Source organism: Xylanibacter ruminicola 23, from assembly GCF_000025925.1.
Classification (GTDB): domain Bacteria; phylum Bacteroidota; class Bacteroidia; order Bacteroidales; family Bacteroidaceae; genus Prevotella; species Prevotella ruminicola.
Map to the genome: position 1 here is coordinate 811,215 of NC_014033.1, position 15,283 is coordinate 826,497.

General features: G+C 50.1%; 9 protein-coding genes. 4 read left to right on the forward strand and 5 right to left on the reverse strand.

Annotated features, from left to right (window positions below; all coding sequences use genetic code 11):
• Nucleotides 1-83: 83 nt before the first annotated feature.
• From ettA to PRU_RS03535, 4 genes are all read left to right on the forward strand, one after another.
• Complete coding sequence (gene ettA, locus PRU_RS03520; protein WP_013063660.1) at nt 84-1,781, forward strand: energy-dependent translational throttle protein EttA; 1,698 nt, start codon at nt 84-86, stop codon at nt 1,779-1,781.
• Nucleotides 1,782-1,810: 29 nt separating this feature from the next.
• Nucleotides 1,811-4,096 carry a glycoside hydrolase family 2 TIM barrel-domain containing protein gene (locus tag PRU_RS03525; protein ID WP_013063729.1) on the forward strand — a complete coding sequence of 762 codons (2,286 nt, stop codon included), beginning with the start codon at nt 1,811-1,813 and terminating at the stop codon, nt 4,094-4,096.
• A 1-nt stretch (nt 4,097) separates the two neighbouring features.
• The gene (locus PRU_RS03530) at nt 4,098-6,911 is read left to right on the forward strand and encodes a glycoside hydrolase family 2 TIM barrel-domain containing protein (protein WP_013064768.1); all 2,814 of its coding nucleotides are present in this window, start codon (nt 4,098-4,100) and stop codon (nt 6,909-6,911) included.
• 493 nt (nt 6,912-7,404) lie between these two features.
• Nucleotides 7,405-8,733 carry a uracil-xanthine permease family protein gene (locus tag PRU_RS03535; protein ID WP_139294883.1) on the forward strand — a complete coding sequence of 443 codons (1,329 nt, stop codon included), beginning with the start codon at nt 7,405-7,407 and terminating at the stop codon, nt 8,731-8,733.
• 10 nt (nt 8,734-8,743) lie between these two features.
• Here PRU_RS03535 and mnmE read toward each other — a convergent pair whose 3' ends face one another.
• Genes mnmE through PRU_RS03560 form a run of 5 tightly spaced genes read right to left on the reverse strand, consistent with a single transcriptional unit; the run spans nt 8,744 to nt 15,263 of the window.
• The gene (mnmE, locus tag PRU_RS03540) at nt 8,744-10,090 is read right to left on the reverse strand and encodes a tRNA uridine-5-carboxymethylaminomethyl(34) synthesis GTPase MnmE (protein WP_013063722.1); all 1,347 of its coding nucleotides are present in this window, start codon (nt 10,088-10,090) and stop codon (nt 8,744-8,746) included.
• A gap of 27 nt (nt 10,091-10,117) precedes the next feature.
• Complete coding sequence (locus PRU_RS03545; RefSeq protein ID WP_013064290.1) at nt 10,118-10,990, reverse strand: nucleoside phosphorylase; 873 nt, start codon at nt 10,988-10,990, stop codon at nt 10,118-10,120.
• Nucleotides 10,991-11,002: 12 nt separating this feature from the next.
• On the reverse strand, nt 11,003-12,133 hold the full coding sequence (locus PRU_RS03550; protein WP_049769068.1) for a hypothetical protein: 1,131 nt from the start codon (nt 12,131-12,133) through the stop codon (nt 11,003-11,005).
• 3 nt (nt 12,134-12,136) lie between these two features.
• Nucleotides 12,137-12,916 (reverse strand): tRNA 2-thiocytidine biosynthesis TtcA family protein, encoded by a 780-nt coding sequence (locus PRU_RS03555; protein ID WP_013063076.1) that lies wholly within the window; start codon nt 12,914-12,916, stop codon nt 12,137-12,139.
• Nucleotides 12,903-15,263 carry a bifunctional dihydroorotate dehydrogenase B NAD binding subunit/NADPH-dependent glutamate synthase gene (locus tag PRU_RS03560; RefSeq protein ID WP_013063141.1) on the reverse strand — a complete coding sequence of 787 codons (2,361 nt, stop codon included), beginning with the start codon at nt 15,261-15,263 and terminating at the stop codon, nt 12,903-12,905. Before PRU_RS03560 ends, PRU_RS03555 begins: the two co-directional genes overlap by 14 nt.
• Nucleotides 15,264-15,283: the final 20 nt, after the last annotated feature.

Genomic DNA, 15,283 nt, shown 5'->3' on the forward strand with positions numbered 1-15,283 from the left:
GGCAAAGAAATTTGCCGAAAACAAAGCACAATTCAAGGATTTTTAGTAAATTTGCGCCAAATAACAAAAATCAATAAATCAATATGGCAACAGTTGACGACAAGAAAGTGATTTTCTCGATGGTTGGCGTGAGCAAAACTATCCAGCAAAATCAGAAACAAGTACTCAAAAACATCTACCTGAGCTTTTTCTATGGCGCTAAGATTGGTATCATCGGTTTGAATGGTGCCGGTAAATCTACGTTGATGAAGATTATCGCCGGACTGGATCAGCAGTATCAGGGAAACGTGGTGTGGAGCCCGGGCTACAGTGTGGGTTATCTGCCACAGGAACCACCTTTGAACGAGGAGAAAACGGTAAAGGAGAACGTGATGGAAGGCGTGCAGCACGTGTACGATGCGCTGGCCGAGTACGACGAGATAAACGTAAAGTTCGGATTACCAGAATATTACGAGGATGCCGATAAGATGGATAAGCTGATGCAGCGTCAGGCTGAACTGCAGGATATCATCGACGCTACCGATGCCTGGAATATGGACTCGAAGCTGGATCGCGCGATGGCTGCTCTGAACTGTCCTCCTGGCGATTGGAGCGTGAAGAACCTCTCGGGTGGTGAGCGCCGCCGTGTGGCTTTGTGCCGCTTGTTGCTGCAGAAGCCTGATGTGTTGTTGCTCGATGAGCCTACCAACCATCTGGATGCTGAGAGTATTGACTGGTTGGAGCAGCACCTGCAGCAGTACGAGGGTACGGTGATTGCCGTTACGCACGACCGTTACTTCCTGGACGATGTGGCTGAGTGGATTCTGGAACTGGATCGCGGCGAGGGTATCCCCTGGAAGGGTAACTACTCAAGCTGGCTGGAGCAGAAGAGTCAGCGTTTGGCACAGGAAGAGAAATCGGCTTCGAAGCGTCGCAAGACTCTGGAGCGCGAGTTGGAGTGGGTGCGTATGGCGCCTAAGGCCCGTCACGCTAAGGGTAAAGCCCGTCTGAACTCGTACGAGATGATGCTGAACGAGGAGCAGAAGCAGAAGGAAGAGAAACTGGAAATCTTTATTCCTAACGGACCTCGTCTGGGTAATAAGGTGATCGAGGCCGAGCACGTAGCTAAGTCGTTCCCCGAGAAAACATTGTTTACCGATCTGAACTTCAACCTGCCACCAAATGGTATTGTGGGTGTGATTGGTCCTAACGGTGCGGGTAAAACCACGTTGTTCCGCTTGATTATGGGCTTGGACAAACCCGATGCCGGACAGTTCGCCGTAGGTGAGACCGTGAAGCTGAGCTATGTGGATCAGCAGCATAAGGATATCGACCCCACCAAGTCGGTTTACGAGGTGGTGAGTCAGGGTAACGAGACCATCCGTATGGGTGGTAAGGATGTAAACGTGCGTGCTTACCTGAGTAGGTTTAACTTCAGCGGTGCCGATCAGGAAAAGAAGTGCGGCGTGCTCTCAGGTGGTGAGCGTAACCGTCTGCACCTGGCCATCGCCCTGAAACAGGAAGGCAATGTGCTGTTGCTCGATGAGCCTACCAACGATATTGACGTAAACACCCTGCGTGCGCTCGAGGAAGGTCTGGAGGCTTTTGCCGGTTGTGCTGTTATCATCAGTCACGACCGTTGGTTCCTGGATCGTATCTGTACACACATCCTGGCTTTCGAGGGCGAAGGAAATGTGTTCTACTTCGAGGGTAACTACAGCGAGTACGAGAGTAACAAGGCCCAGCGCTTAGGCTTAGAGGAGCCCAAACGCGCCCGATACCGTAAACTGATGGAAGAGTAATTCTTTTATTTAAAAAACAATAACTTAAAATGAAAAAACTAACTTTATGTGCTGTGCTGTTGGGAGCCTGTATGGGTGCCCAGGCACAGACACAGCAACTATTCGACAATGGCTGGCATTTCAGCCACGATGGCAAGATCATCAGTGTAAACCTACCTCACGATTGGGACATCTCGTATGCCTCTAATCCTGAAACCGGTGCCACGGGTACCGACGGCGGATGGTTCCCCGCTGGCAAGGGGGAGTATCGTAAGGCTTTTGCTACTCCTAAGGGTGAGTTGGTGAAATTACACTTCGAGGGTGTGTATCAGCGTGCCGAGGTGTTTGTGAATGGACAGAAAGCTGGGCAGCATGCCTATGGCTATACCCCCTTCACCGTGGATGTGACACCTTATTTATATAAGGACAAGCGCCTGAACGAAGTGGTGGTGAAGGTTGATAATAGTCAGCAGGTGAACTGTCGCTGGTATTCTGGTTCTGGTATTTATCGTCACGTGTGGCTGCAGACGATGCCACTCCTGCACATCGCCGAGAACGGCGTGTTTGTTACCACGAGCAACATATCGACTAAAGAAGCCACAGTGAATGTAGAAGTGACGGTGCAGAACGAGGCTGCTAACGCCGGTCAGGCCATTGTAGAAGTGGAAGGCAAGCAACAGCAGGTGGAGCTCCAGGCAGGCGAGAGTAAGTCGGTATGCTTTAGCTATACCATCCAGAATCCCCATCTCTGGTCACCCCAGGATCCCTATCTCTATACTGTTAACACTAAGCTCTCAACACAGAATTCTCCATGCTCAACAAAATTTGGCGTGCGCTCGTTCAGCTACGATACTGAGAAAGGATTTGTGCTTAACGGCAAGCCCATGCTGTTGAATGGTGCCTGCGTGCACCACGACGACGGTGTGATAGGAGCCATGGCTTTCGATGACGCAGAGATACGTAAGGTGCGCCTGATGAAGGCTGCCGGGTTCAATCTGATTCGTACCAGTCATAACCCCACAACACGTGCTTTCCTGGATGCCTGCGACTCGTTGGGTATGCTGGTTATCGGAGAGGCTTTCGATGGTTGGCGCACAGCCAAGAAACCCTATGACTATTCTACACTCATTGATTCATGCTATCGTGAGGATATCCATGCCATGGTGATGCGCGACCGCAATCACCCCAGCATCATCTCATGGAGCATCGGCAACGAGGTGATAGAGCGCAAGGAGATAGCTGTGGTAACCACTGCTCGAAAGTTGAAGGCTGCTGTGCTGGAGTGCGACAAGACACGTCCTGTGACCGAGGCCCTCTGTGCCTGGGATCGCGATTGGGAGATTTACGACCCACACTTTGAGGTGCTGGATATTGCAGGCTATAACTACATGATATTCAAGCATGCTACTGACCATAAGCGCGACCCCAAGCGCGTGATGTGGCAGACTGAGAGCTATCCACGTGGGGCTTTCCGCAACTGGGCTACCGTGCATGATTATCCTTATGTGATTGGTGATATGGTATGGACAGGTCTCGACTATCTGGGAGAGTCGGGCATCGGTCGCTACTACTATGAGGGTGAGCGCCCAGGCGAGAGCTATGCCGAAGGCGGACAACCCGATTGGCACGGCGCCTGCTGCGGTGATGTGGATATGACCGGCTGGCGTCGCCCCATCAGCCATTACCGCAGTATGCTGTGGAATGATAATGCACCACTCTACATGGCAGTGAAGGAGCCCAATGGCTATCATGGTAAGATATATGAAACCTCTTGGAGCGTATGGCCCACATGGGAGAGCTGGAACTGGGCTGGCTGGGAAGGTAAGCCCATCGATGTAGAGGTATATACCAAGGCGCCCGAGGTGAAACTCTATCTGAACGACCAACTGGTGGGCACGAAGAAGGTGAGCCGCGATACAGAGTTTAAGGCTGTGTTTACGTTGCCTTACGAGGCTGGCACCTTGCGGGCTGAGGCTGGTGATGAGACTGTTACGCTGGCCACTGCCGGTGAGCCTGCCCGTCTGCGCCTGACAGCCGACCGCACCAAGTTGACTGCCGACGGGCAGTCGCTGGCCTATATCACCGTCGAGGTGGTGGATAAAGAGGGTAGGGTATGTCCTGATGCTGCTGTCCCCTGCGAGGCTATTGTAAAGGGCCAGGCCACGCTGATGGCTTTTGCCTCTGCCGACCTGAAGGACCGCGAAATAAAGACATCGCCACGCGCCACTACTTTTAAAGGTCGTGCCATCATCGTGGTACGTAGCACCCATAAGAAAGGTAAGGTGCAGGTGAGTGTGAAGAGTAGTCTGCCTGTAGCTACTACTAGCATCAATTAGAATGAAAAGAATTTTTTTCGCATTGATGTTGGCGCTGGCTGTTGATGGTCAGGCGCAGACATCTCGTGATTGGGAGAACCCTGCTGTTCTTGGTATCAATAAATTGCCTTATCATGCTACTTTGCAGTTACCTTCTAGGTGGCATGAGTGCAAGGAGATTGTGAGTCTGGATGGTGAGTGGTTCTTCCATTGGAGCCGCAAACCAGAGGAGAGACCGGTTGACTTTTATGCGGAGCATTTCGATGTGAGCGCATGGGATAAAATCAAGGTGCCTGGCAACTGGCAGACCCAGGGCTTTGGCACACCTATCTATACTAATATAGACTATCCTTTTAAGCGTGATCGGCCCAGTGTGACAAGTGAGCCGCCACGTGACTGGACGGCCTATGAGAACCGCAATCCTGTAGGCTCCTACGTTACCTATATCAACGTCACTAAAGCAATGCTATCACAGAATCTTATTCTGCATTTCGGTGGTGTCCATTCGGCGATGTATGTTTGGTTGAATGGAAAGCAGGTGGGCTATAGTCAGAATTCCATGTCGCCGGCCGAGTTTGATGTGACGCGGTATCTGCATGAAGGTGAGAACAAACTGGCTGTCGAGGTTTATCGTTGGTGCGATGGCAGTTATCTGGAAGATCAGGATATGTGGCGCCTTTCTGGCATCTTCCGTGAGGTGCAGTTGTGGGTGCGCCCCTTGGTGCATATTGCCGACTACCATGTAACGGCTGTTCCTAACCGACATTTTTCTCAAGCCAGTGTGACTGCTGATATTGCCGTTTGTAATAGCGGTCGCTCAGTGGCTAAAAATATGAAGGCTGTGCTGAAGTTGGATGGACATACCATCGATGGGGCTCTGAAAACGCTGGGGGCAGGCGATACCATGCATGTTAAGCTTTCGCACCTGATAGATCATCCCCGTTTGTGGTCGGCTGAGAAGCCTCATCTCTATCCGTTTAGCGTTGAACTCGTAGATAAGAAGGGTAACGTGGTTGAGCATTTTGATTATCATCTGGGAGTGAAACGGGTAGAAACCGTTGGAGAGGTTTTCAAAATCAACGGCAAGAATGTAAAGTTGCGCGGCGTGAATCGTCATGACCATCATCCTATCACAGGTCGCTATGTAGATGATACTACCTATGAGACGGACATTCGACTGATGAAGCAGGCCAATATTAATTTTCTGCGTACGTCGCACTATCCTGATCGCGAATATCTTTATGAACTCTGCGATAGATGGGGGCTCTATGTGATGGACGAGGCTAATCAGGAGAGTCATGGCTATGGCTATGCCAACGAAGAGATGGGGCATGATGAGGCTTGGAAGCAGGCACATGTGGATCGCGCAGAATCGTTGGTGAAACGTGACTTCAATCATCCATGCGTCATCCTTTGGAGTCTTGGAAATGAGGGTGGGGTAGGTCCTAATATTCAGGCAATGTATGACAAGGTGTGCGAGTTTGACTCTACACGCCTGCCTTTCTACGATTGTCATCCACGCTACTCCGCTCTGCACGACTTTGGTTATCCTGCACCCGACGAACTGCGCAGTGAGGCTATCAAAGAAACTGAGAAACCGCTGATAGCACGCGAATATGCCCACGCCATGGGTAACTCCGTGGGTAACCTGCAGGAGTACTGGGATGTGATATATGCCGACTCAAGTATCTGTGGCGCTGCCATTTGGGATTGGGTGGACCAGGGACTCGTTAAGAAAGATGGGGATAAGAAGTTCTGGGCTTATGGAGGCGACTTTGGTGATAAACCAAACTTAGATGCCTTCTGTATCAATGGTTTGCTGGCACCCGACCGTACGCCACATCCACATTACTATGAGGTACAACATGTGTATCAACCTTTGCAGTTTGTGTTACAAGGGGATAGCATTCATATTATCAATCGTGACAGTTTTACTGATGTGAGTGAGTACGACATCACGTGTGATACTATCGTGATTGATGGTGAACGACTGTTGAATGTGGCTGCGCATTTGCGTCAGGATATGCCTTGGGCTCAGAAAGGATTTGTGGTAGCCAGTGAGCAGTTTGTACTTTCGCCTTATGTGTTCCCGAAACCAGTAGTGACTCCTTCTGATTCTCTTGTTGCAGGTAATGGCATTACCATCCGTGGTAACGCACTCACGTCATGGATGATAGATGGGCGCGAAGTACTGCAAGCCCCCCTCGAACCATATTTCTGGAAACCAGAAAATGACAATCAGCATGCCGCTGGTTTTGCGGGGCGTGTAGCTATGTGGAAAGAGGTAAAAGATGTGAAGGTGCGTTACACCGTGCTTAATGAGCGTAGCATTCTTGTTGATGTTGACTATCAGCCCACAGAAACAAATCGCCCAATTATACCAAAGTTGGGCATGCGTATGCGTTTGGCAGCTGATATGACAAATATAGCGTATTATGGTCGTGGACCCTGGGAAAACTATCCTGATCGCAAACGGAGTGCTTTCCTCGGTCTTTATCAGATGCCATTGTCACAATTCGAAACTGAATACATACGTCCTCAAGACAATGGATGCCGTACTGATGTGCGTTGGTTCAGTATATCTAATGGTTCTAACACATTGCGTATTGATGGATTACAACCACTCTGCATTCGTGCCTGGGATTATGGTGAGGAAAACCTTGAGGCGGCTCGTCATCCGTATGAAATTCAGCGTGGGCAGTTTGTAAATCTCAATATCGATTTGAATATTCATGGTGTTGGTGGCATCGACACCTGGGGGCGCCGCACACTGCCCCAATACACCATTGATGGTAACAAACCATATCACTATGCGTTCATTCTAACTTGTATTTAGTTTGTTGGTGCATAAAAAAGCCGCTCGAGAGTCATCAACGACTCGAGGGCGGCACCAACAATCTATGAATAACTAAAAACCTTTTTCTGAGAAAAAACGGAGTGTCACCACTGCGTCTTTGTTATCCTTACTAACAAATCTTTTCTAACACCTTAGAAATACCTATCTCCAATTTAACTAATAAACCTAAAACCAAATTCTAACTAACTATTAACTCTAAATAAAAACCTAAATCAATCTATATTACCTAACTAATACCTCTGTATCTTTTTGACGATGCAAAGGTACGGCGATTTTCGTTACCATGCAATAAAAATGATATACTTTTTGCAATAAAATGCATTTCTTTTGATATACATCAAGCTATTGTGTGCGAACACAGTTAAATTGTGTGCGAAAACAGTTCTTTCGGTAAAAATAAAAATGGGGAAAATCATGAGAGTATTGTGGATTTTTTGTATATTTGCACGATTTTATAAAATTTCTCACTTAGATGAATCAGATAGAAGAAAAAGAGGGCATCTTTGATGCCAGAGAACTGGGCATGCCAAAATACATTATTTTGGGTGTCCAACATTTGTTTGCGATGTTTGGTGCCACTGTGCTGGTACCTGTGTTAACCGGTTTGTCAGTGTCGTCGACCTTGCTGTTTGCGGGTATCGGCACATTGGTGTTCCATGCTATCAGCAAGTTTAAGGTGCCTGCTTTCCTTGGCTCATCGTTTGCCTTCCTGGGCGGCTATCTGTCGGTGAAGGCACTGGGCGTAGAGCAGGGAATGAGCGAGACGCTGGCTTTGGATTATGCCTGTATCGGCGTGCTCTTTGCCGGTTTGTGCTATTTCGTGATGGCCGGACTCATCAAGTCGTTTGGCATCGAGAGAGTGTTGCATTTCTTCCCACCTTTGGTTACTGGTCCTATGATTATTGCTATTGGCTTGGTGCTCTCGGGTAGCGCTATTCAGAACTGTACCACCAACTGGCCATTGGCACTCGTAGCACTTGTAACGGTGATTGTTGCCAGCATTTATGGTAAGGGCATCATCAAGATTATCCCTATCCTGCTGGGTGTGGTAGTAAGCTATAGCGTTGCCGTTGCAATGGGCGAGGTTGATTTTACTTCGCTGGGCGAGGCCGACTGGATTGGCTTGCCTTTCAGCAAGGAGCAGACCGCGCTGGCTGTGTGGGATAATATGGATACCACGTTCCTGATTTCTACTATCATCGCCATCATGCCTATCGCCATCGCTACCATCATGGAGCACATCGGTGATATGTGTGCTATCTCTTCTACTGTAGGTAAGGACTTCCTGAAGGAACCCGGTTTGCACCGTACGCTGATGGGCGACGGACTGGCTACTGCTTTTGCATCGCTGTTTGGTGCGCCTGCTAACACCACTTACGGCGAGAATACCGGTGTGCTGAACCTTACTAAGGTGTTCGACCCCGCTGTGATTCGTCTGGCTGCTGTCTTTGCCATCCTGCTGTCGTTCTGTCCTAAGTTCGCTTGCTTGATTGGCTTGATGCCTGCTGCTACCATCGGTGGTGTAAGCTTGATTCTCTACGGTATGATCTCGGCTGTGGGTGTTCGCAACCTGGTTGAGGATAGCGTAGATTTCAACTCTTCACGTAATGTGTTTGTGGCTGCTTTGATTCTGGTTATCGCCATCGGCGTGAAATACGGTGCCGACGATAACGTAAGCTTCGGTCCTATCCACTTCTCAGGCTTAGCCCTCTCGGCTATCGTAGGCGTAGGTCTTAACGCCGTCCTGCCTGGTAAGTTAGGCATGAAGATTAAGAGCGTTCACGGTAAGGAAAAGAAATAAAACCCAAGAATCACTTTCCCACGCAGAAGTTTTTAAAGATATTTCCTAAAACTTCGTTGGGGGTGATTTGACCGCCGGTGATTTCGGCGAGGGTGTCAAGGGCTTGGCGGAGATCTTCACTCAGAAGGTCTCCGCTAAGTTGCATTTGGAGACCGTCGATCACGCGCTGGATGTTGTCGTGAGCACGCACCAAAGCGTCGTAATGACGGGCGTTGGTAACAATGATATCGTTCTCGGTTAGGGCAGGAATATTAGCTGCCTCGTAGATGGCTTGCTCTAACTCTTCGATACCGGTACCAAACTTAGCACTGATGGTGATAAATGGGTAATTTAACAGATTGTAACTATTGTTATCCGCCTTATCGGCTTTATTTTTGATAACGATAAGCTTCTTATTTTCAGTGTGTTGTAGTATATCGTTAATTTCTTCTGTTGAAGGTTCTGCGTCAATCAGCCAAAGCACGATGCGGGCCTTGTCGATAGCGGCATATGTGCGGGTAATACCTATCTGTTCTACCTCGTCCTGGGTCTGTCGGATACCTGCTGTATCGATAAAGCGGAAGGTGATGCCGTTGATGTCGATGGTGTCCTCGATGGTATCACGGGTGGTACCATGAACGTCGCTCACAATAGCGCGATCATCCTTCAATAAGCGATTCAGAAGGGTAGATTTTCCCACGTTGGTCTTGCCCACAATGGCCACAGGGATACCTTGCTTAAGTGCCTGACCTGTTTCGAAACTTTTGGCCAAGCGGGTAATGTGATTGTCAATCGTTTTCGTTAAATCCATCAGCTCGCTGCGGTCGGCAAACTCCAAATCCTCGTGATCGGAGAAATCAAGCTCGAGCTCTAAGAGTGAGGTGAGCTTGAGCAGCTGTTCGCGCAGTTGGGCCAGCTTGGATGAAAAATGACCACGCAGCTGACTCATTGCTATCTGGTGGGTAGCCTGATTGGTTGAGGCTATCAGATCGGCTACAGCTTCGGCCTGCGAGAGGTCCATCTTGCCGTTCAGGTAGGCACGCTGGGTAAACTCACCTGGGCCCGCCTGGCGACAACCGTTGGCTATCAGCAAGGCTAATACCTTATTCAGGATATAACGTGAACCGTGACACGAAATCTCTGCGCTCTCTTCGCCCGTGTAAGAGTGGGGGGCACGGAATACGCTTACCAGAACCTCGTCGACAATCTCTTCGCCGTTCCTGATATGCCCATAATGAATGGTGTTGGGCTGGGCGTTTGTGAGGTCCTTGGTAAATACACGAGAAAGAATCTCAAGTGTTTCGTTACCTGAGATTCTTACTATTCCTATTGCTCCGCCAGGGGCGGTAGCGAGTGCGCAAATTGTGTCGACCGACATTAAACGTTAAAGATTAAACATTAAACATTAGATGCGGTCGAGAACTTTTTCGATAAGGGTATCGATGCTGTTCTTGTACTCGGTGTTCATCTTCTGGGCGTAGCGGTTGGCGATAACCATGCAGCAGGTCATAGCACGATGACCCAGCAGCGATGCCATACCGGCGAGGGCTGATGACTCCATCTCGAAGTTGCAGATCTTCAAGCCATCATACTCAAAGCTCTCAATCTTCTCGTTCTGCTTGGGATCCTCGATGTTAGCACGCAGCACACGACCCTGAGGACCGTAGAATCCACCACACGAGATAGTATAACCACGAACCATATCGTCCTTTGCAATGCGGTCGATAAGCTCAGCATCGGCTACCGATACGTAAGGAGCGCCCTTGATGGGGTTCCAGTTCATGTGCTGCTTAAAAGCCTCTTCAAGCTTCAGGTCGCACACCTTATTACGGTCGGCATAGTAGTTCAGCAAACCATCAAAACCAATGCTCTTTACGCTGGCTACGAAACATCCGGTAGGGGTGTTGGGCTGCAAACCGCCACAGGTACCGATACGTACCATGGTGAGGGTGCGATGCTCGGCTTTCTCCTCGCGGGTGTTATAATCGATGTTGGCGAGCGTGTCGAGCTCGTTGGCTACGATATCAATATTGTCGCAACCGATACCGTGACTCTGTACAGTGATGCGTTTGCCTTTATACATACCTGTGATGGTGTGGAACTCGCGACTGCTAACCTCGCACTCCTTTGAGTCGAAGTGAGCTGCAACGGTGTCTACTCGGGCTGGATCGCCTACCAGCACCACCTTGTCGGCCAGCTGTTCTGGCTTCAGATGCAGATGGAAACATGAACCATCGGCATTGATAATCAGTTCTGATTCTGGAAAATTCTTCTTCATAGACTGTATGTATTATTTAATTTTACTTTTTATTTCTGCATTACGGATTGCTTTATCCAACTGTTTTACGTTGGCGTTCAGCTCTACCACCTCGGCTTCGAGCTTCAGAATCTCGTTCTTCAGCACTTTTCTACCGTTGGTGTTGGCTGTGTGATACTGCTGGCGCAACTGGGCCAGGCGTGCGTTGGCGGTATCCAACTTGCTCTGCTGTTCCACCAGCTCAGGGTAGAGCGATTTGGCTTCTTTCGATTGGAAGTTTACTGTCGCTTTACCTTTGTTGTTTGTTTTTTCGACTGATGTGCCAGCGGCGTATTTCTGCTTGATACGCTCGAGGGCAGCCTGACGCTCAGCGCCATCGCCCCAGGTATCAGCAATGCTGGTGATATCAGCCAGATGTCGGATCTGCTCTTCTGAATACACGGTGCCATCGTAAGTCTTACGTGTCTCTGATGGCACGAAGATATAGATACATACCTTGCCCTCAGGCTGGCGACGATCGCTGGCGAAGTAACCGATACGGTTTGTTTCGTCGATAGCGTACATGTAGTCGTTGGCCTCAGAGTTGAAAGGCATACCGATATTCTCGGGTTTCAGGAATGAACCACTACGCGAGTCGTAGCGTGTCACAAAGATGTCGTAGCCGCCAATACTCTCTTCGCCCTTACCGGCAAAGTAGAAGGTTACGCCATCGGCAAGCATAAAGGGGTAGGAGGCCTCGCTGATGCCCTCGCTGATACCAGTAAGGCGCTGCGCACGGCTCCATTCGTTACCCAGTTTGTCGGATGTGAAGAGCTGCTGCAGCGTGTCGACAGGCTGACTGAAGTACACCTTGTTGCCCATCTCGTTGATGTAAAGGCAACCCTGCTGCTGATTGTTGAAGAAGGTGCCCGTAGGCATCAGCTTACCCGATTCTGAAGAGAGTCGGATTGAAGCCAAGAACTGCTCCTTATCGGTTACGATACTGTCGATAATCACAATTTGCTGTGTCATCTCGCGCATATTGGTGATGCGTGGATCCTCCTGTGGCTCTTCGATCACAGGCACGGGTTTTGTTTTGGGCTTTACACGTTTACGTTTCTGTGCTGCCATCGGGAGCGACAGCAGTACGGCCAATGCAAGTATCGTAATCTTTCTCAGGTTCATATCCTATTCTTCTATTAGTTTGTTGTCAGCGTTCAGCGCGTTCCACATGCTGTAGCGGGCTTCAGGGTTCATCTGCTCGATAGCATCGTAGATGTGCTTGATGTCGGCGCGATGCGAGTGGGTCTCGTAGGGACAGAGTTTCTGCTGTTTCTGATAACCCTGCAACTCAGCGTACTGCTTGATGTCTTTCTCCTCGATCATACACAGCGGACGGATGATGGCGAGTGGCATCTTGCGCATCCTGAGTAGGGCGGGCATGGTGTCGAATCGGCCTTGGAAGGTGAGATTCATCAATGCCGTATGCAGCAGGTCGTCCTGATGATGCCCTAAGGCAATCTTGTTGCAGCCTAACTCCTGCGCCAGATTAAACATCTGCTTGCGGCGGTTCCATGAGCACAGGAAACAGGGCGTTTTCTGCTTGCGGCGACGGGCTGCGTCGGTAGGTTCCGAATCGGCTGTAGCGTCAACCTCAAAGCTAGTAGTTAGCACGTGGAGCTTTACGCCCAGGTTGTCGCAGAACTGCTGCAGGTAGCTGGTGTCGGTCTCGTAGTGGATGTTAGCCATCCTAACGTGCAAGGCCTCTACCGTAAAACGTGGGTGCTGTATGCGCGAGCGCTTGGCCAGCATTTCGAGCAACAGGAGCGAGTCCTTACCGCCCGATAGGCCCACGAGTATGCGGTCATCATCTTCTATCAGATGATAAGTAGCCATCGCCTTGACAAAACGCTCATTGAGACGATGCCAGAGGCGATGGCTCTCTTTATCTTGATTAAGCTTCTCCACGCAGATGCTTATCCATATTCAATGCAGCACGACGGCCATCACCCATAGCGAGGATGACTGTTGCACCACCACGCACGATGTCGCCACCAGCGAAGATCTCAGCACGAGACGACTGCATCTCCTCGCTCACAGCGATGGTGTTCTTGCGGCCCAGCTCCAGGCCCTCGATACTCTTTGGTACCAGTGGGTTTGGTGATACGCCAACGGCCACAATCACCTGATCAACATCGAGTGTTACGGTCTTACCCTCAACGGGAACAGGACTGCGGCGACCTGATGCATCGGGCTCGCCCAGCTCCATCACCTGCAGAACGGCCTGCTTAACGGCACCCGTCTCGTCGGCAATATACTCGATAGGATTATGCAGGGTGAGGAACTTAATGCCCTCTTCCTTAGCATGCTTCACCTCTTCCAGTCGGGCTGGCATCTCAACCTCACTACGACGATATACCAAAGTAACATCGGCACCCAGACGCTTGGCTGTACGACATGAGTCCATAGCGGTGTTACCACCACCTACAACCAGCACGCTCTTGGCGGGGTTCAATGGAGTATCGGTCTTGGGGTTGGCAGCATCCATCAGGTTCACACGGGTAAGGTACTCGTTACTTGACATGATGTTGATGCTGTTCTCGCCAGGGATATTCATGAAGTTAGGCAGACCTGCACCAGAACCTACGAAGATACCCTTGAAGCCCTGAGCTTCAAGCTGCTCTACGCTGATGGTCTTACCCACAATCACGTCGGTCTGGAAGTGAACGCCCATCTTAGCCAGATTCTCGATTTCTACATCTACAATCTTATTTGGCAGACGGAACTCGGGGATACCGTACTTCAGCACACCACCGATTTCGTGCAATGCCTCAAATACATATACATCATAACCTTTCTTCACCATATCGCCAGCAAAGCTCAGTCCGGCAGGACCCGAACCAACTACGGCAATCTTCATACCGTTGGCTGGTGCAATCTCAGGCAGACTGATGTTGCCGCTCTCGCGCTCATAGTCAGCTGCGAAACGCTCCAGGTAGCCGATGGCTACAGCGGGCTCGTTCATCTTCAGGTGGATACACTTGCTCTCGCACTGCTTCTCCTGAGGACAAACACGTCCGCACACAGCGGGCAGAGCAGAGGTGTTCTTCAGCACCTTAGCAGCAGCCAGGAACTGACCGCGCTCGATGTTCTTGATGAACGATGGGATATTGATGTTTACAGGACAGCCCTCAACACAGGTTGGTTTGGCGCAATCCAGACAGCGCTTAGCCTCGGTCATTGCCATCTCCTTGGTAAGTCCGATGTTTACCTCCTCGGTACGTGTGGTAGCACGATAAACGGGGTCGAGCTCAGGCATAATCACGCGCTCAATCTGAGTGCGCTCTTTTGGTTTCATGCTCTTTCTGAGCTCATCGCGCCAAGCAGCATTGCGGTCGGTCAGCACCTCGATGGGATCGTTGGTAGGATCGCTGTCCATCTTGATGTCGGTACCTTTAGCCTCGGCTTTCTCCTCGGCGTTCAGACTGTCCAGATGCTCCTCGTAGTGGGCCAGCTCCTCCTGCTCTTCGCGCTTAAAGGTGCCCATACGCTTAAACATCTCGTCCCAGTCAACCAGAGCACCATCAAATTCAGGACCGTCGATACAAACAAACTTGGTCTTGCCTCCGATAGTGAGTCGGCATGCGCCACACATACCTGTTCCGTCAACCATAATGGTGTTCAGGCTAACTTCGCAAGGAATGTTGTGCTTCTGAGCGGTGAGGTTCGAGAACTTCATCATGATTGGAGGTCCGATGGCGAATACCTTATCCACGTGTGGCTCCTGCTCAATGAATTTCTCGATACCAACGGTTACTACGCCCTTCTCGCCGTAGCTACCGTCATCGGTCATAATGATTACTTCGTCAGAACTTTCGCGTACCTTATCCTCAAGGATAATCAGGTCCTTTGAGCGACCTGCCATTACTGAGAGCACACGGTTGCCAGCAGCCTTCAGGGCCTGGATGATGGGCAGCATAGGAGCAACGCCCAGTCCACCACCTGCGCAAACTACCGTTCCGTAGTTCTCAATCTTAGTGGGGTTACCTAATGGACCAACCACGTCGGTCACATAGTCGCCCACATTCAGGGCACAGAGTTTTTTAGATGAGAGTCCCACCATCTGTACAACCAGCGTGATGGTACCCTTCTCGATGTCTGCGCCAGCGATGGTCAGCGGCATGCGCTCACCTTTCTTGCCTACGCGCACAATCACAAAGTTACCGGCTTTACGGCTCTTTGCAATCAGTGGAGCTTCGATCTCGAAGAGAAATACTTTCTCAGAGAACTGCTCTTTTCTAACGATTTTGTTCATAAGTATTTGTAAGTTGTTGA

Bases quoted from the DNA above. Each gene is read 5' to 3' on its own strand.
- PRU_RS03525 (WP_013063729.1), top strand. From the start codon at position 1,811: ATGAAAAAACTAACTTTATGTGCTGTGCTGTTGGGAGCCTGTATGGGT.
- PRU_RS03535 (WP_139294883.1), top strand. From the start codon at position 7,405: ATGAATCAGATAGAAGAAAAAGAGGGCATCTTTGATGCCAGAGAACTG.
- PRU_RS03560 (WP_013063141.1), bottom strand. From the start codon at position 15,263: ATGAACAAAATCGTTAGAAAAGAGCAGTTCTCTGAGAAAGTATTTCTC.
- mnmE (WP_013063722.1), bottom strand. From the start codon at position 10,090: ATGTCGGTCGACACAATTTGCGCACTCGCTACCGCCCCTGGCGGAGCA.
- PRU_RS03550 (WP_049769068.1), bottom strand. From the start codon at position 12,133: ATGAACCTGAGAAAGATTACGATACTTGCATTGGCCGTACTGCTGTCG.
- PRU_RS03545 (WP_013064290.1), bottom strand. From the start codon at position 10,990: ATGAAGAAGAATTTTCCAGAATCAGAACTGATTATCAATGCCGATGGT.
- PRU_RS03530 (WP_013064768.1), top strand. From the start codon at position 4,098: ATGAAAAGAATTTTTTTCGCATTGATGTTGGCGCTGGCTGTTGATGGT.
- ettA (WP_013063660.1), top strand. From the start codon at position 84: ATGGCAACAGTTGACGACAAGAAAGTGATTTTCTCGATGGTTGGCGTG.